This is a genomic window from Pseudomonas sp. LBUM920 (genome assembly GCF_003852315.1).
Lineage (GTDB): Bacteria > Pseudomonadota > Gammaproteobacteria > Pseudomonadales > Pseudomonadaceae > Aquipseudomonas.
The window spans coordinates 3,390,965-3,406,801 of the sequence record NZ_CP027762.1 but is presented as its reverse complement, the minus strand read 5'-3'; the positions used below and the strand labels follow the sequence as shown (position 1 = coordinate 3,406,801).

Annotated in this window: 15 protein-coding genes, 1 tRNA gene and 2 pseudogenes; 4 read left to right on the top strand and 14 right to left on the bottom strand. The window is 56.5% G+C overall.

Translation table 11 applies throughout. The features are described from left to right. Positions 1 to 35: 35 nt before the first annotated feature. On the top strand, positions 36 to 2,102 hold the full coding sequence (treS, locus tag C4J83_RS15810; protein ID WP_106579112.1) for a maltose alpha-D-glucosyltransferase: 2,067 nt from the start codon (positions 36 to 38) through the stop codon (positions 2,100 to 2,102). Positions 2,103 to 2,142: 40 nt separating this feature from the next. Here the strand turns inward: treS and C4J83_RS15805 are convergent, their stop codons facing one another. Beyond that, positions 2,143 to 3,087: a LysR family transcriptional regulator gene (locus C4J83_RS15805; RefSeq protein ID WP_124417545.1), complete on the bottom strand. Its 945-nt coding sequence runs from the start codon at positions 3,085 to 3,087 to the stop codon at positions 2,143 to 2,145. Between the two features lie 117 nt (positions 3,088 to 3,204). On the opposite strand from C4J83_RS15805, the gene C4J83_RS15800 reads away from it, so the two are divergent. Beyond that, positions 3,205 to 3,597, top strand: coding sequence for a tautomerase family protein (locus C4J83_RS15800; RefSeq protein WP_119740229.1), 393 nt, complete (start codon positions 3,205 to 3,207; stop codon positions 3,595 to 3,597). Between the two features lie 46 nt (positions 3,598 to 3,643). On the opposite strand, the gene C4J83_RS15795 is transcribed toward C4J83_RS15800, so the two are convergent. The 3 genes from C4J83_RS15795 to C4J83_RS15785 are packed head-to-tail and all read right to left on the bottom strand — an operon-like array spanning position 3,644 to position 5,560. After that, complete coding sequence (locus tag C4J83_RS15795; protein ID WP_119740231.1) at positions 3,644 to 4,249, bottom strand: cysteine hydrolase family protein; 606 nt, start codon at positions 4,247 to 4,249, stop codon at positions 3,644 to 3,646. Positions 4,250 to 4,272: 23 nt separating this feature from the next. Further along, entirely contained in the window at positions 4,273 to 4,563 is a 291-nt protein-coding gene (locus tag C4J83_RS15790) for a DUF1330 domain-containing protein (protein WP_119740233.1), read from the bottom strand. A 1-nt stretch (position 4,564) separates the two neighbouring features. Further along, positions 4,565 to 5,560: an aldo/keto reductase gene (locus tag C4J83_RS15785; protein WP_119740235.1), complete on the bottom strand. Its 996-nt coding sequence runs from the start codon at positions 5,558 to 5,560 to the stop codon at positions 4,565 to 4,567. Positions 5,561 to 5,835: 275 nt separating this feature from the next. Between C4J83_RS15785 and C4J83_RS15780 the strand changes: the two genes are divergently transcribed. Continuing rightward, complete coding sequence (locus C4J83_RS15780) at positions 5,836 to 6,375, top strand: GNAT family N-acetyltransferase (protein WP_124417544.1); 540 nt, start codon at positions 5,836 to 5,838, stop codon at positions 6,373 to 6,375. Between the two features lie 698 nt (positions 6,376 to 7,073). On the opposite strand, the gene C4J83_RS15775 is transcribed toward C4J83_RS15780, so the two are convergent. The 9 genes and pseudogenes from C4J83_RS15775 to C4J83_RS15735 form a co-directional block, all read right to left on the bottom strand. Further along, positions 7,074 to 8,588: a sensor histidine kinase gene (locus C4J83_RS15775; RefSeq protein WP_124417543.1), complete on the bottom strand. Its 1,515-nt coding sequence runs from the start codon at positions 8,586 to 8,588 to the stop codon at positions 7,074 to 7,076. Next, positions 8,578 to 9,399, bottom strand: a complete 822-nt coding sequence (locus C4J83_RS15770; protein WP_119740244.1) for an alpha/beta fold hydrolase — start codon at positions 9,397 to 9,399, stop codon at positions 8,578 to 8,580. Before C4J83_RS15770 ends, C4J83_RS15775 begins: the two co-directional genes overlap by 11 nt. Positions 9,400 to 9,655: 256 nt before the next feature. After that, positions 9,656 to 9,931 (bottom strand): NUDIX hydrolase, encoded by a 276-nt coding sequence (locus C4J83_RS30760; RefSeq protein WP_256660600.1) that lies wholly within the window; start codon positions 9,929 to 9,931, stop codon positions 9,656 to 9,658. Beyond that, positions 9,916 to 10,446, bottom strand: a complete 531-nt coding sequence (locus C4J83_RS15760; protein ID WP_106579221.1) for a GAF domain-containing protein — start codon at positions 10,444 to 10,446, stop codon at positions 9,916 to 9,918. Before C4J83_RS15760 ends, C4J83_RS30760 begins: the two co-directional genes overlap by 16 nt. A gap of 87 nt (positions 10,447 to 10,533) precedes the next feature. Then, a pseudogene (locus C4J83_RS31165) lies at positions 10,534 to 11,133 on the bottom strand (methyl-accepting chemotaxis protein); the annotation flags it as partial. Between the two features lie 306 nt (positions 11,134 to 11,439). Further along, a pseudogene (locus tag C4J83_RS31160) lies at positions 11,440 to 12,159 on the bottom strand (MCP four helix bundle domain-containing protein); the annotation flags it as partial. A gap of 1,154 nt (positions 12,160 to 13,313) precedes the next feature. Next, positions 13,314 to 13,490 (bottom strand): DUF3606 domain-containing protein, encoded by a 177-nt coding sequence (locus C4J83_RS15750; protein ID WP_119740252.1) that lies wholly within the window; start codon positions 13,488 to 13,490, stop codon positions 13,314 to 13,316. Positions 13,491 to 13,693: 203 nt separating this feature from the next. After that, positions 13,694 to 13,780: transfer RNA gene (locus C4J83_RS15745), tRNA-Leu, on the bottom strand. Positions 13,781 to 14,375: 595 nt separating this feature from the next. Beyond that, on the bottom strand, positions 14,376 to 14,657 hold the full coding sequence (locus C4J83_RS15735) for a hypothetical protein (protein WP_124417541.1): 282 nt from the start codon (positions 14,655 to 14,657) through the stop codon (positions 14,376 to 14,378). Between the two features lie 182 nt (positions 14,658 to 14,839). Here C4J83_RS15735 and C4J83_RS15730 point away from each other — a divergent pair, with 182 nt between their 5' ends. After that, entirely contained in the window at positions 14,840 to 15,298 is a 459-nt protein-coding gene (locus C4J83_RS15730; protein WP_106579127.1) for a GFA family protein, read from the top strand. Positions 15,299 to 15,300: 2 nt separating this feature from the next. Here C4J83_RS15730 and C4J83_RS15725 read toward each other — a convergent pair whose 3' ends face one another. Further along, positions 15,301 to 15,828 (bottom strand): DinB family protein, encoded by a 528-nt coding sequence (locus C4J83_RS15725; protein ID WP_124417540.1) that lies wholly within the window; start codon positions 15,826 to 15,828, stop codon positions 15,301 to 15,303. Positions 15,829 to 15,837: the final 9 nt, after the last annotated feature.

Genomic DNA, 15,837 nt, shown 5'->3' with positions numbered 1-15,837 from the left:
CGAATAACCTTTTCACGCACACAGGTAACGGGCTTATGACGGCGGCGGACAACGATCATGTGAACTGGCTGGTTGAGCAATCGATGCTGCACGCGGCGCGCCAGCGCGCCAAGCTCTATTCGGGGCAAGGGCGGTTGTGGCAGCAGCCGTATGCGCATACCCGGCCGCGTGATGCTTCAGCCTTGTCGTCGGTGTGGTTTACCGCGTACCCGGCCTCGATTGTGACCCGTGAAAACGGCACGGTCCTGGAGGCGCTGGGGGACGAAAGCTTGTGGCACGCGTTGTCGAAGATCGGCATCCAGGGCATTCACAACGGCCCACTGAAAAAATCCGGCGGGCTTTCCGGCACGCGGCATACACCGACCATCGACGGCAATTTTGACCGCATCAGTTTTGAAATCGACCCGCAACTGGGCACCGAGGCACAGTTGCAAGCCCTGACACGCATGGCCGCTGCGCACAACGCGGTGATCATCGACGACGTGATCCCATCCCACACCGGCAAAGGCGCGGATTTCCGCCTGGCCGAGATGGCGTATGAGGACTATCCCGGCCTCTATCACATGGTAGAAATCCGCGAAGAAGACTGGCCGATGTTGCCCGACGTCGCCGAAGGCCGGGACGCGCAGAACCTCAGCCCCGCGCAGGTGGATGCGCTACGCGACAAGCATTACATCGTCGGCCAGTTGCAGCGGGTGATTTTCTTCGAGCCCGGCGTGAAGGAAACCGACTGGAGTGCTACCCCGGTGGTGGTCGGCGTGGATGGCAAGCCGCGCCGTTGGGTCTACCTGCATTACTTCAAAGAAGGGCAGCCGTCGCTGAACTGGCTGGACCCTTCGTTTGCCGCGCAGCAAATGATCATCGGCGACGCCCTGCATGCGATTGACGTGATGGGCGCCAAGATCCTGCGCCTGGATGCCAACGGCTTTCTGGGGGTGGAGCGCAAGCTTGAGGGCGGCGCCTGGTCAGAGAGCCATCCGCTGTCGATTACCGGCAACCAGTTGCTCGGCGGCGCGATTCGCAAGGCCGGGGGGTTCAGCTTTCAGGAGCTTAACCTCACGGTGGATGACATCGCCGCCATGTCACACGGCGGCGCGGACCTGTCCTACGACTTCATCACCCGCCCGGCGTATCAGCATGCGTTGCTGATGGGCGACACCGAGTTTCTGCGCCTGATGCTGCGCGAGATGCACAGCCAGGGCATCGACCCAGGCTCCTTGATTCATGCGTTGCAGAACCATGATGAGCTGACTCTGGAACTGGTGCATTTCTGGACCTTGCACGCCCACGACAATTACCTCTATCAGGGCCAGACTTTCCCCGGCAACATTTTGCGCGAGCATATCCGCGAACAGATGTACGAACGACTGGCCGGCGAACATGCGCCGTATAACCTCAAATTCGTCACCAACGGCGTGTCCTGCACCACCGCCAGCATCATTACCGCAGCGCTGGGTATTCGTGACCTGGAGGCGATTACGCCGACTGACATCGAGCAGATCCGGCAGATCCATTTGTTGTTGGTGATGTACAACGCCATGCAGCCTGGGGTGTTTGCCTTGTCGGGTTGGGACCTGGTTGGCGCACTGCCGTTGGCGGCCGATGAAGTCGCGCATTTGATGGCCGACGGCGATACCCGCTGGGTGCACCGTGGCGCCTACGACCTGGTGGACTTGAACCCCGAGGCCGAGCTGTCGGCGGGGCAGATGCCGCGCTCGAAAGCTCTGTACGGCAGCCTCAACCAGCAGTTGCAGGACCCGCAGTCGTTTGCCTCGCAGCTGCAAAAAATCCTCGCGGTGCGCAGTGCCTATGGCATCGCCGCCAGCCGGCAGATTCTGGTGCCGGACGTCGAGCATCCCGGCTTGCTGATCATGGTCCACGAGTTACCGGCCGGGAAGGGCACGCAGATTACCGCGCTCAACTTTGGCGGCAGCGCGATCACTGAAACCCTGCACCTGCCCAATATCGCGCCGGGGCCGGTGGTGGACATCATCAATGAACGGGTTGAGGGCGACCTCACTGCCGAGGGTGAATTCACCATCACGCTGGATGCCTACGAGGGCCTGGCGCTGCGCGTTGTCAGTCATTCGCCGATGGTTTAAGTGCCGACAGGGCTGATTGGAGCATCGATCAAGTGCCGCATTAACGCGGCGTTTGAGCGTGAGGCTTGCGATGAACTGCATCCTCTGCGTCTCGCTGGCGCAAACCCTCGGTAATGCCTTGGGCCAGCAATGCGTTGGCCTGGCGCAGATTGCCTGGTTGCTGCGGGTGTGCCAGCCAAACGTCCATTTTCAGCTGAAAATCACTCAGCTCGACGGTGGTCAGCTCATCTGCGTGAGCACTGCTGGTTAACAGCGTTGCCGGAATCAGACCCAGCCCGAAACCGGCCGCGACCATGCGCATCTGCATCGCCGCGCCATGGGTGTCCAAGGCCAGTTTGAGCGTGTGGCCGTGTCCGCCCATGGCCGCTTCCAATGCCGCGCGATACCCGCAGCCTTTGGGGTTCAGCACCCACTCGACGGCTGCCAGGTCGTTGATCGTGGCGGTCGGGGCCACCCGCGGTGTGCGCTTGCTCTGTACCACCCGAATGTCGAGTGTTGTGATCAGTTGCGCTTTCAGCGAGGCGGGTGGGCTATTGGCGGCGGGCAGCATCAGCGTGGCTGCATCCAGTTCGCCCAGGAGCAGGCTTTGCTCGAGCTCGGAACTCCAGTGGGTGACGATCTGCAGTTCGAGCCCGGGCAGCTGGTCGCGCATACGCGTGACCACCTCGAGCGCCACCGCGTCCGCGACGACCTGCGTCAACCCCACACGGAAGCGCCCGCTGGGCGTGGCATTTTCCTGGGGGATACTCAGCAGGTGCTCCGCGTCCTTGAGCAGCGCCACGGCTTTTTCGTAGACGCGACGCCCGATGGCAGTGGGCGAGGGCGGACGCGTCGAGCGATCGAATAATGCGTCGCCCAAGGTGTCTTCCAAGTGCTGAATGCGACGAGACACCGCCGACTGCGTCAGGCAAAGCGTTTGCGCTGCCTTGGTCAGTGACGCGCTATCGACCACGGTGACGAAGGCCTTCAAGTTTTGAAATAGCATGCGAAATACTCATCATCTTTTAGAAAATTATGCGCTTGATGAATCTTGCCGTCGCGACTAGCGTGGTACCACTGGCCGCCGGTGTGGATGGCCGCTCACCCTGTTAAGGATATGTTCATGCCTTTAGTCCGAATTGACCTCGCCGCCGACACCTCCACCGACACCGTAACCACCATCGGTGAGGTGGTATATGCGGCGATGACCAGCGTTGCCAACGTGCCTGAGCACGATAAATTCCAGATCATCAACCGGCATGCCAAGGATGAACTGGTGTACCCGGCGGCCGGTTATCTGGGGATCACCTACACGCCCAGGATTGTGTTTATCCAGGTAACGTGGAACGCCGGGCGCAGCATTGAAGTGAAAAAGGCCTTTTATACATTTATCGCCGAAGGCATTCACGCCAGGACCGGGTTGCGCAAGGAAGACGTGTGGATCAGCCTGGTCGATGTGAAGCGCGAAGACTGGTCATTTGGTAACGGTGAAATGCAGTACGCGCCGACCGAGTGACCCAGGCACTAAAAAAGGGGCGACTCAGTCTGAGTCGCCCCTTTTTTTATTCGGCGTTCAGCGCCTGCAGAAACGCTGTGTGTTGCAGCGTTTGCGAAAACATCGGTAAGGTGAACTGCTCGGCTGCGTGCTGTTGTTCTTCACTGAACGTCGCGGTGCAATCGGTCAAGGTCACCACGTCATAGCCTTTCTCGTAACCTGATCGAACCGTGCCTTCGACGCAGCAGTTGGTCAAAAAGCCTGCGACGACCAGGTTCTGGATGCCATTGTTGCGCAGGACCAAATCCAGGCCGGTGGTGGCGAACGCATCCAGCCCGCGTTTGCCTTCAATCACAATATCGGCGGCTTCGCGCGTCAGCGCGTCGCTGATCTCGGCGCCCCAGGAGCCGGCGCGAAAGGCGCTGCCGTCGGCCACGCCCTTGAGGATGCCGTAGGAGCGCGTGGTCAGCTCAGGGTAGCCGTCGGCAAATTGGATCGGTAAGTGGATGATCTTCACGCCCAGCTTGCGTGCCTGCTCAATCGTGGTGGCGGTGTTTGCCAGCATGTTGGAGGTGTGCATGACGTCTTTCACGGCGTCATGGAACACTCCGCCGGGGGTGGTGAAGTCGTTCTGGTATTCAATCAACACAATCGCGGTTTTATGCGGGTGCATGGTCGCTCTCCGATCAATAGGGTTTATTCATTGCTGCTTTCAACCAGGGCGACGCTGTAGGTCGCACCCTTCAAACGGTGTGCAGCGACCGCCTGATACGCGGGGCTGTCGTACCAGGCGCGCGCCGCCGCGGGGGTGGGGAACGCCAGGATTACCATACCTTCTGCCTGTGCGCCCTCGAGCGCGTGCGGCGTGCCCTTGACCACCAGGTCAATGGGGTGCCCGTCAAACGTATCGCGGACCTGGCTTTGGTACAGGTCCAGCTGTGACTGGTCGTGGGTACGTTCTTTGGTGAACACAATAAACGCGGTCATGTCAGTGGCTGCTTGGGGTAGGCGCATCGGGGGCAATAAAGCCCTGGTCTTTCAGCGCTTGCCAAAATTCGCGCGGGACGCGGGCCTTGATTGCCTGCGTGTCTTCGGTAATACGCGAAGGCCGACTTGCGCCAGGGATGACGGCGGCGACCAGCGGGTTGGCCAGCACAAATTGCAACGCTGCTGCCTTGATATCGACGTGGTAGTGCTGGGCGATCGCGTGGATTTTCGCCACCTTGTCGAGCATGGCGGCAGAGGCAGGTTGGTACTCGAAGTGCTTGCCGCCGACCAGCACGCCGGAGCTGTAAGGGCCGCCCGCGACAAACTCGGCGCCTTTGGCCTGAGCTTTGGTGAACAGGCGTTGCAGCGGCTGCTCATGATCCAGCAGCGTGTAGCGACCGGCGAGCAGGAAACCGTCGGGCTGAACCTCCTCCAGATCCAGCAGCAGTTCGCAAGGCTCAACGCGGTTAACGCCCAGCCCCCAGGCCTGAATCACACCTTCTTCCTTGAGACGCGACAGCGCCTTGAAGGCGCCTTTGCGGGCAATGTTGAAGTGTTCGATCCACTCATCACCATGGGTGTCCTGGGCCACATCGTGGACGAATACGATGTCCAGTCGGTCGGTGCCCAAACGCTGCAGGCTGCTTTCGATGGAACGCAAAGTGGCATCGGCCGAGTAGTCGCTGAGCATCTTGTTCGGGTTGCCCTGGCTGAACGGGCCGGAGCCTGCGTTTGCGTGCACTTCGTCAGACACCAGGCGGCCGACTTTGGTGGAAAGGGTGTACGCATCCCGAGGGTGATGGGCCAACGCCTTGCCCAGGCGAGTCTCGGACAGCCCGGCGCCGTACAGCGGCGCGGTGTCAAAGAAACGGATGCCTTGAGCCCAGGCGGCGGCGACGGTAGCGGCTGCCTCGTCTTCATCAATGGCGCGGAACATGTTGCCCAGCGGCGCAGTGCCGAAGCCCAGTTGCCCGATAATGTTGTCTTTCAAACTCATTGCATCACCTCGGCCTCATCAGGCCTTTAATCGTAGGTCAAGCACGACGGTTGGGTCGTGTTCGTTGAGGAATTTCTCAAGCGAGAGTGAAGATACATGAGTGTAAACATCTATTAAATAGATTCTGTATAAAATCTATTTGAGTTTTTTGAGTGTTCAAGCGTGAGTGAGGTTTGCCTGGCTGCTGATCGGTCTGGTGCAAACAGGCTGATTATTGCGATGCTAACGGCCCACGCGTCACGACCCGCCCACATCGAATTCATGGAGAAACATCGATGCAATCGCTGCCCATCCCGCCGTCCATCGTCGGGCACACGCTTGAGTTACGCCCTTTGGACAGCGCTGATTTCGAAGCCCTGTACCGCGTCGCAGCCGATCCGTTGCTCTGGGCTCAGCACCCGAGCCCAACCCGCTATCAAGCGCCGGTATTTCGTGAGTGGTTCGACCAGGCATTGACGTCGCAGAGCGTTGTGGTGGTGATCGACCGTGCCAGCAACGCGTTGATAGGCAGTTCTCGCTACTACGACTTCAGTGAAGAAAAACGTGAGGTTGCGATTGGGTACACATTTTTAGCCCGTGAAAAATGGCGCGGCGCAGCGAATGGTGAACTCAAGCGCCTGATGCTCGACCACGCATTTCGCTGGGTCGACACTGTGTGGTTCCATATCGGCGCTCAGAACATTCGCTCACAACGGGCCATGGAGAAAATCGGCGGAAGGTTGTCGCATTCCGCAACGAAGGATGTCGCCGGGCGCACCCAAGAGAACCTTTTTTATAAAGTTGAGCGTGATGCGTTTGTGGGTAACCAGTTGTAGTGGATCAGGATGCGAGTGTGATTGTCGGTCGGCAGGATGCGGGGGGACTTGCGGAGAGCAAAAAGAGAAGGAACGGCAGCTGTGGTTCGATCTCCAACAGAGACCTGCGTGCACAATGTGATGCTTTGAAGCGTTGATCGATGATCGAGAGAGTGAATTTACTTCCCGAAAAATGTAGAGGTGCCACCTCTAATACATCAGTTTCGACACCGGCGATGCATTGGGAAAATACCCTTCCTGGGCGGCTTCGATGCCGCAAATGCTAAATTGCCGCCCAATCAAAGAGGCGACGACCTGCGAATGTTGATAGCGGCGGTAGGGGTTTAGGAGCTTCAAGATGGGATTCGCAACAACACTCTGGGGAAGCAATCTCCACAACCTCTGGCAACTCTGCAGCAACCGGCCTGAACACGCTTTTCGTTGTGGCGACTGGGTGTTATTCGATCATCAAGAATGGCAGCCCATTCGTGATTACGCCCAGAAACTGCTTGGTCTAATGGAGTGCCTGGAAATACAGCCTCACCTGGACGACCTGACAGTTGATTGTTGCAACGAGGTAAAGGGGGACATCGTTGCCAATTTTAAGCGTACATAACAGCCGTCAATGCCCAGCCCCGCGCTGGGCTTTTTGCATCTGGCGAAAGCATACGTATAAGAAAGGCGCTCCGTAGAGCGCGTTATAGCTACTTGATCCAGGCTTACTTTAACGGAAAGGTAGCCATGAATGCTGTCCCACTTTCAATGGTTGAACTAACCGAAACCGTGCCGCCGTGTGCCTTCACGATTTCGCGAACAATGAAAAGCCCCAATCCAACGCTGCGACTGTCTTGCGCAAGATTGACACCACGGGTCATCGGACTGAAGACCGTGGCCAGAAAGTCTGGAGGAATCGGTATACCCCAGTTGTGCACCACCAACTCGAAACCTTGCTCTGTAATGGAGGAGGTTACTGTCACCGGGCGATCCACCGCTCCGTACGTAACAGCATTGGATATAAGGTTGCCTGCAAGCTGCGTAAGCCTATCGCTGTCAGCCATGCATAGACCCTGGCCATTGATTGAATGCAGAAACTCTCGTTTGGGATAAACGATTCGAAGCTGCTCGACAGCCGCAGCGATCAGCAGGTGTAGGTCGATAGTCGTTTTTGTTACCCCAATACCGCGCCCTATCCTGGCCTGCGTGAAATCCAACAAATCGTTGATAAGCCTGCGTGCCCTTTGCGCCGCTTCCTGAGTGTGCCGAACCAATTGTTGCTGCTTAGGGGACAGATCATTGCGCTCAAGCACCTCGGTGGCCATTGAGATCACCGAGAGGGGATTACGCAGATCGTGACTCACTATGCCAATCATTTGCTCAGAGAACAGAGCACGGTCTTCTGCTGCTGCCTGCTCCCGTTTTACGTCTGTAATGTCATGAAGAATACCGACAAACTGAACGAGCTTGTTATTTGGGTCGAATGCCGCACGCCCAGTGGAGAGTACCGTGCGCTGAACGCCGTCAACGCCGTTCAATCTATAAGTGCAGCGATACTCCTGAGCTACCGATCCGAGAGCCGCCGAAAATAACTCGGCCTCTCTTGGGCGGTCATTAGGGTCTATTAGGTCTGAGTACACTGAGGCCGAAACATCTTGGTTTGACGGGTAACCGAGCAATTGCGCGACGCTGTTATCGTAACGACGCTCAAGTGTCACCGGGTCGACGTCCCAAACGTGCATTTTGGCCGACTCCAGAGCAACCCGCAGCCTCGCATCGGCAATCGACAAATCCCGCTGAAGCGTCAGGTGAGCTTCGAGCGATTCCTCAGCTTGCCGTTTGGAAATCAGCACTTCCTGCTCGAATCGATGCCGCTCGATCACTACAAAAGCGCAAACCTCATCGAAAATGCCTCCAAGGTGCTCCCGCCTTGTTGCGTTGAGAATCATGGGTAATTTTTTACCCTCAGACGTCGCAAACTCAAGCTTTACCTCGCAGATGGAACGCTGCATTTCAAGCAAAGGCATCCAGTGAGTTTGATGGAAAATCCGTCCTCCGATAGTCAGCAACTCTTGAAGCTTACGTCGGCCAACCAACTGATCTTTGGAGTACCCCAGCCACTCGCAGAAGGTGGTATTTGCCCGAAGGATTAAACCGGCCTTGCTGGTGATAATGAGGGCGCAGGGAGCGTGCTCGTAAAGCAAGTCGGCATCAGGGAGTGGGTCGTCATTAGCCCCCATGAGCAATTCGACCCTGAACGCTTGCAATGAAGCTTTGGATCGAATTGATGCATAGATCAGGAGCACTCAGGTGCGGGCAATGCCCCACGTTTTCTATCACCTCAAGACGATTATCCGGGATCACCTTGTTGAGGTAACGACCGACTTCGACAGGTGCAATGATGTCGTCGGAGGACTGAATAATCAGCGCCGGCGCCAGTAGCTTGGCCACGTCATTGCGGTTATCAGATAGGAACGTCACCCTGGCGAACCGCTTCGCAATATCAGGGTCTGTCTGGCAGAAGCTATTGGTTAATTCGACACCAAGATGGGGCTGTTCAGGCGCGCCCATGATGGCGGGGGCCATGGAGCTGGACCAGCCAAGGTAGTTGCTTTCCAACGTCTCCAGAAGTGAGTCGATGTCCTCCCTGCTGAAACCACCAAAATATTCACCATCGTTGATATACGACGGTGAAGGCCCAACCATGATATGCGCCCCAAATAGGTCAGGACGCTTATTGGCGGCGATTACGCCAGCCATAGCGCTGACAGAATGCCCGACAAATATGACCGGGCAGTCCGCAAACTCCTCAATAATCTCCACGATGTCTTGCGCGTACCCTTTTAATGATGAGTACCTCACAACCTCGTAGGCTGAGAGGTCTGACTTCCCACAGCCTACGACGTCGAAAAGAATCGTCCGAAAGTTTTCGCGGAATGCCGGCTCGACCAGTCTCCACATATTTTGATCACACCCAAAACCATGCGCAAAAACTAGAGTGGCAGGGCCTGAACCGTGGACGCGTACATTGTTGCGAATTAGGACAGACATTTAAGCCTCCTGCGCTGATCACACATGGAATTTGAAAGGGCGAGTTTAACAGTCTATGTCATTAAGTGCCGTCGTCCGCCTTGCTTGGCAGCAAAAACCTGGACGATAGCAAGTCTCAACGGGCATGGTCCGGAGGCTTATTTGAAGGCGGCGGACGAGCCCTGGGCTGAGCGCTACATCGCTGACGAACTGCCGGTTGGACAGGCGGTCGGAGGCGGCACGCAAGGTAGGCATGCAGCGCCACCCATTTCAATCCTTAGGTCTCGGCGGTGTCCAGTATGTTGATACGCTGCGCAAGGGGTGTCATTCGACAAATAAAGGAAATATTCGATTTGCCAAATTGATAGGAGTGTTTGCGGGTAAACGCCACGGTGGATTCGCACTTCGACTCGATCCCAGTCTCCTCCAGTACTTCGCGCTCCATAAAAACAAGCGCCTGGCCATCGAGCAGGATCTTGCGGCCCAGGACCGGAAACACACTCGAGTGTTGCACGCTGACGATTAAATCAATGAGTTCTACGTAGCCTGACAAGGACTTGCTGGCTTTTGTTCAGCAGCAAGGTTGGTGAAAAAAATGCAGCCTATTAACTTGGCGAATAAAACTAACGTCTCCTCAAGATCCGGGTCTTCAAACAATATTGAGCGTGAGTCCAGCGCGCATAAAGCGCCAAAGAGGCGTCCATCAGGAAGGAAGATAGGCGCGCCTGCATAACTTTCCAGTCCGTATTGCTTGACGACATGGCGATCTGAATATCTGTGATCGCCACTGATTTTTGGAATGAAGAGGGCTTTGGGGTTTCTTCTCAGTTCGCTGCAGAGGGTGATTTCCAACTCCAGGGTATTTCCAGCCTCTATCCCTAAATGCGTTGGGTCGCACACTGAGCAAACTATCCAGTCCTTTTCCGTGAATTTGGCAATGCCTGCAAATCGCATCCCTGTCAGGCGCGTAACAAGCTGCAAAATAGTGCTCGTGGCCTCCAGTTCAGCTATTTCAGAGCGTTCATCTGCGCTCAGCACAGAGTGCAAGGCAATCTCATGAGAAGCCATTTTTATCCTCTGCTGTCTGTCGCTGAGCGTGTCACTGTTGATTTGTGAATCTGTGCCATGAACCCTGCACTGTGCTTGATCCAGCTTTTAAGTCCGGAATCGGAGAACCAAGTCGTTCAAGTTCACGGCTAGACGTGATAATTCATTGCTTGCAGTCAACGTCTGGCGAGTGCCCTCAGTACTTTGAATTGCCAAGTCACGAATGCTTATGAGACTGCGATCTACGTCACGTGCAACGTGAGCTTGTTCCTCGGAAGCCGTCGCGATCTGAATATTGCGGTCGTTGATTTCCAGCACGGAATCAATAATTTGGCGCAGCGATTGGCCTGCTTGCTCTGCCGTATCTCGCGTGGTGTAAACCTCAGAAGTGCTCTTGTGCATCAACTCCACTGCGGCTGAAGAACCGGCTTGGATGGTGGATATCATCTGTTCGATTTCCTGGGTCGAAGTTTGGGTGCGGTGCGCCAACGCCCGAACCTCATCGGCCACCACTGCAAAACCTCGGCCCTGTTCACCCGCACGTGCCGCTTCAATGGCTGCATTCAACGCCAGGAGATTCGTTTGCTCGGCAATCGCCCTGATCACACTCAGCACTTTGGTGATGTCTTGAGCCTGGCCTGCGAGTTCTTTCACCTGGTCTGAGGAGACTTCGACCAGTTCCGTCAGTCCGCGCATGGCCGTTAACGTTTCAGTCACTTTTTGATTGCCCAGATCAGCCGCCAAGCTGGACTGCGTGGCCGCCTCAGATGTGGAGTTGGCATTGCGCGCGACCTCTTCGACGGCGGCGCTCATTTCGGTCACTGCTGTGGCCGCTTGCTCGATTTCGCTGTTTTGCTGCTGAAGGGTGCGATCGGCACTTTCTGTGATCGAAGTCATTTCAACGGCTGCGGTACTCAGTTGAGCAGACGCTCCCGAGATTTCTAAAATCGTGCTTCTGAGATTTTTCTGCATCCGATTGAGAGCATGCATCAAGCGCGAGGCTTCGTCTGAACCTGTCACTTCAAGGTCGTGGGTGAGGTCGCCAGACGCGATATCTTCCGCCAACTTCAGCGAGGCGCTGATGGGGCTGACAATGCTTTTAGTGAATAGGGTCGCCATGACGAGGGTTAAGATAAATGCGACTACCAGTACCGAAATCAAGACGTTAACGCTATGGGTATATACATCTGTCGCGTCTTGCCCCGACACCACCGCCTGACGCGCATTTTGCTCACGAAGAATTGTTAGCTGCTCCTGATAGGCGCCTGCTCGCTGTGCCTGCTCTGTGTTCGCAAAAAGGACAGCTTGATCATGATCAGCAATATCGAGGGCAAGTACGTTCTTGAGGCCGTCGATGTAGACATTCATAGCTTGGCTTGTCTTCGAAAACTGCAGTTCATCCTGCTGGCCAGAAATCAGGTGTTCACGGTAAAACTCGGTCTTCGACTGGAGTGTCTGTATGGCGCCTTCCACCAATGACAGCGATTTATCATGCACATCCTTGGTCGTGCTCGACAGCATGCGGATACTTTCAAGGCGAGCATGGAGCAGGGCAATTTGAATGTCGTCAATGACCTGGATGCTGGGCAATGAGTTTTGCTCGATGTCCTGCTCTGCATTACGCAGGTGATCTATCTGCAGATACGAGAAGCCCGCCAAGCTGATGAGCAGAAGTGTGATTAGCCCAAAGCAGACGAAAGCCCTGCGCGCGATATTCAAGGATCTTAATTTCATATAGGCCTCCGAAGGCCGGGATTTATTGGCGTGGCAATCCACATCATTTTGTTGAGCGCGAACAAAACAGACTGTTCATGCAGCACAGTGACTCTCGGCTGCAGCTTGGGGGGCAGACGTAAATACAGGAATACAAAAGAATGAATCGAGATAATAGGCGCGCTAAATAATTGCGCGCTTATGAGTTTTAGGCGCTTATGCCGTAAGCGGGCCGGAGGAGAGTTTTCGATTAATCCAAGCGGGGGTGTGCCGCAACGACGTGCGCACCATTGCAGGCTTCGCGCATTGAACTACGCTTGCCGGGAGCGCTCTGACTTCGATCATTTTGGTAACTGATAGGGCATCATGGACAAGCGGCTTGCGGGTCTGTCAATACTGCTGACCCTCGGGTGGGTCGTCACGGTGGCGGCCGTCATGTGGTATTTCTACGACAATTAATCTGAAGGCCGAATCGATTCAGGCCTTTTAATCCTGACGTTCCCCAGGGCCGTATGGCCTTTGCACCCCTCGAAGACTTCCGATGGCATATCCCTGATGCAGTCATAACCTTACCCGTGCGATGGCTCGGGCTGCTCAACCGTGACCCTGAACTACTCACCAGAGCGCTTTCTGGGTTCCCAGAAGATATGGCTGTGCGCAGGATACTGATCGACTTCGCGCTTGGCGGGGTTGGCCATGCCACCCATCATCTTGACGAGTCTTTATTCTTAAGCTGTGTTGACGAGGCGACCTCAGCGCTGGAGCGTGCCAGACGACTCATAGCAGAAGCCCCTGATCCTGAAGCGCTGGGTATCTGATATCTGAAGTGCAGCATTTCGACCGCCTCATCGCGGACTGGAAAGCCTATTCGGAAAATCCCATAGGCGGCTTCCCCGAATGGTGCGCGAAACTGGGACGAGACTACACATATTCCGCCAAGGTCTACTACGAGAGATGAGGCGGCGACAGACCCAGCGCGCATCAGGTTTCCTCAAGTGCGAGTAGGTTTTCATAGCAGTTTGAGAGCGGCGAAGGATCACATCTGAATGTGGCATCGGTGTTCCTCCCTGAGGCGAACAGCGTAGCAGGGAGCTTCTTCGGTGTGGCGCTGTAGGTTGCCGCAGACACCGCGAAGAAATTGAACACGCCCTGCCAAGCGCAGGGCGTGTCTGACATTACTTGCCGAGTTTTTTACGAACGTCAGTCACCATCGGGCCAACGGCTTTAACCGCGTCTTTGAGCTGTTGCTCTGTTACCCCGAACTCCTTCGTCCAGTGATTTAGCTCCCAAGGTTCTGATGTGTTCACTCGAGCACGATCTTGAGGCCCACGGTTTTTCAGATCATCAGACATACTCCACTCCCTGCGGGTTGGCCTGGAGGGCCCAGGCGACTCTCGATAGAGCATGGGAAAGTATGGGTAGTTCGATTGAGGTTACAGGAGGGTAATTGCATTCGGCAGGACGCCGCAGGAGGGCAATTGCGGAACAGGTGTGTCAATTGCGGAAAAAAGAAAAAGGCCTGCATGAGTTTCCTCATGCAAGCCCTTGATATCTATGGTGCCCGAACCCGGAATCGAACCGGGACGCCCTTACGAGCGGGGGATTTTAAGTCCCATGCGTCTACCAGTTTCGCCATTCGGGCGGTAGCGCGGTGCAGCAGGGTTGGGAATATATAGACCCAGGCGCTTGGATGCAAGGTCGAACGTTGTGTTTGTTGCATTCGCGCAAAGTTGAAAAAGCTTGCCAGATCAGTGCCCTACACGAGAAACCTGCCGTCGAGGCGAGGGTTTTGACACGCCACGACATGCTCCCGTCACTATCCGACGCAGCCCTGAATTAGAGTGCGCCTGCGCATTCCTGTCAGGTCGGCTCATGAAATTTGCATCTGATCCCATCGTCACTCAACAGTTTGAGCAACGCATACGGTTATTAAAACCGGTCGACTATCGAGCCGCGGCATCGTGCTGACAGTTTTGCCGAGATGGATTTCGAGGGTGTCGTTCTGGCGATAGGCGACGAGCGCTTGGTCCGCTTGCATCACAACGGATTGGCCGTCACTGCGAGTAACTGCTCGGCGATCCCGGCGTTTCAAGTGGAGGAGGTCGAAGCTGTCCTGCTGCGGGTCAGCAGCACGCAAGTAGTCATGGCCGTGACAATTCTGCCATAGGGCAATACTTGCGCACTGCTGCAGGAACCCGACGGGAACCTGGTGAATATCTTCTCAATACCCGAACAGCTCAGACAAAGTGCTGCCCGCTGAACCCGCGTGGCAAGCGCTGCAACCCGGGCAGGTCGGTCAGGCGTTGCGTCCACGCACTGCGCCAGTCGCTGGCAGCGTGGGTCTGGGGTTTGCGCGCGGATCGGCGGGCGGCATTGCGTTGTGTGCGGCGCGCTTCTTTGTAGGCTTCGGTATTGCGGCAGGTGCGGCATTTAACTCGGTTCAGCTCGGTGCTGGACGTAAGATTGCTGCCGTGATGGCCGCAGGCTAGATGCCCGGCGACCTTGAAGTGAGTGACCATGTAAGCGTCTCCTTCTTATGGGGGTACGCGCATCCCAGACCAGCAGGTGCACGTGAGCAGGGCGGGGCAATTAACCCCGGCGCCTCAGGGTTTTGACTCCAGGCGCGGCGCGGCGTTCGGTTTTGTTCCGCGGCGGGTTCGCGTTACCCTGTGAGGCCAACAATCATAAAAAGGAATGGATGATGACTGTCGACGTGTTGCCGCTGGAAGGCAGTTGCCGTTGTAACCGGGTGCGCTTCAGCGTGAGCCTGCCCCCAGTGATTACCATGGCTTGCCATTGCAGCGGCTGCCGGAAAATGACCTCAAGCGCGTTCTCCCTCAGCGCCTTGATCCCTGCCAGTGGCTTTACCGTGACCCAGGGTTGCCCGGTCATAGGCGGCTTGCACGGTGTGGACCGTCACTATTGCTGCCCGCATTGCATGAGCTGGCTGTTTACCCGTCCCCATGGCATCGACGAATTCGTCAATGTGCGCGCGACGTTGTTGGATGACGCCCACGACTACGTGCCGTTCATGGAAACCTGGACCAGCGAAAAGCTGCCCTGGGCCTCCACGCCTGCCGTCGAAAGCTTTGCGCAATTGCCAGCGCCGCAGGACTTTCCACGCTTGATGCAGGCCTACGCCGCGTTCAGCGCACGCTGAGTTCAGTCAATCAGTGCCAGCAGGTCGGTGTCGCCTACATCCACGCCCGCTTGGGTCAGCAGCGTGGTTGCCTGGCCTCGGTGGTGGGTCTGGTGATTGAAAAAATGCACCAGCAAGCCAAAGAACGGCTTGTGGTTCGCGGCGCCGCGCATGTTGTGATAACGCAGGTGCTGGTCCAGGTCGGAATCGCGCAGGCTGTGCGCCCACTCGATGATGAGCTGATCCAGCCATGCGCGATGGGCTGACAGCACGCGCAGATCGGCAAAGGCCAGCTGCTTGAGGTCGGTGGGTGTGGCAATCGCACTTAAGGGGGCCAGCGCCGAAAAGCCCGCGGGATGCTGGGCAAAACGTTTGAGCCAGACGGTATCCCCCAGCGCGAGGTGATTCAGCGTGCCGAGGATTGAGGCAAAAAACGCCTGTCGATCCGCCGCCAGCTCCGCGTCCGTCAGCGTGCTGGCGGCGTCGTAGAGTTTGCGGTTCATCCACTGGTTGTAGTTGGCCATCAACACGATGTGCTCGATACGGTTCACGGGTGCTCT

What these genes read in the sequence shown, in the direction of transcription:
- C4J83_RS15775 (WP_124417543.1), bottom strand. Translation starts at nt 8,588, where the DNA reads ATGGGGGCTAATGACGACCCACTCCCTGATGCCGACTTGCTTTACGAG.
- C4J83_RS15730 (WP_106579127.1), top strand. Translation starts at nt 14,840, where the DNA reads ATGACTGTCGACGTGTTGCCGCTGGAAGGCAGTTGCCGTTGTAACCGG.
- C4J83_RS15800 (WP_119740229.1), top strand. Translation starts at nt 3,205, where the DNA reads ATGCCTTTAGTCCGAATTGACCTCGCCGCCGACACCTCCACCGACACC.
- C4J83_RS15795 (WP_119740231.1), bottom strand. Translation starts at nt 4,249, where the DNA reads ATGCACCCGCATAAAACCGCGATTGTGTTGATTGAATACCAGAACGAC.
- C4J83_RS15770 (WP_119740244.1), bottom strand. Translation starts at nt 9,399, where the DNA reads ATGTCTGTCCTAATTCGCAACAATGTACGCGTCCACGGTTCAGGCCCT.
- C4J83_RS15790 (WP_119740233.1), bottom strand. Translation starts at nt 4,563, where the DNA reads ATGACCGCGTTTATTGTGTTCACCAAAGAACGTACCCACGACCAGTCA.
- C4J83_RS15785 (WP_119740235.1), bottom strand. Translation starts at nt 5,560, where the DNA reads ATGAGTTTGAAAGACAACATTATCGGGCAACTGGGCTTCGGCACTGCG.
- C4J83_RS15780 (WP_124417544.1), top strand. Translation starts at nt 5,836, where the DNA reads ATGCAATCGCTGCCCATCCCGCCGTCCATCGTCGGGCACACGCTTGAG.
- treS (WP_106579112.1), top strand. Translation starts at nt 36, where the DNA reads ATGACGGCGGCGGACAACGATCATGTGAACTGGCTGGTTGAGCAATCG.
- C4J83_RS15750 (WP_119740252.1), bottom strand. Translation starts at nt 13,490, where the DNA reads ATGTCTGATGATCTGAAAAACCGTGGGCCTCAAGATCGTGCTCGAGTG.
- C4J83_RS15805 (WP_124417545.1), bottom strand. Translation starts at nt 3,087, where the DNA reads ATGCTATTTCAAAACTTGAAGGCCTTCGTCACCGTGGTCGATAGCGCG.
- C4J83_RS15735 (WP_124417541.1), bottom strand. Translation starts at nt 14,657, where the DNA reads ATGGTCACTCACTTCAAGGTCGCCGGGCATCTAGCCTGCGGCCATCAC.
- C4J83_RS15760 (WP_106579221.1), bottom strand. Translation starts at nt 10,446, where the DNA reads ATGGCTTCTCATGAGATTGCCTTGCACTCTGTGCTGAGCGCAGATGAA.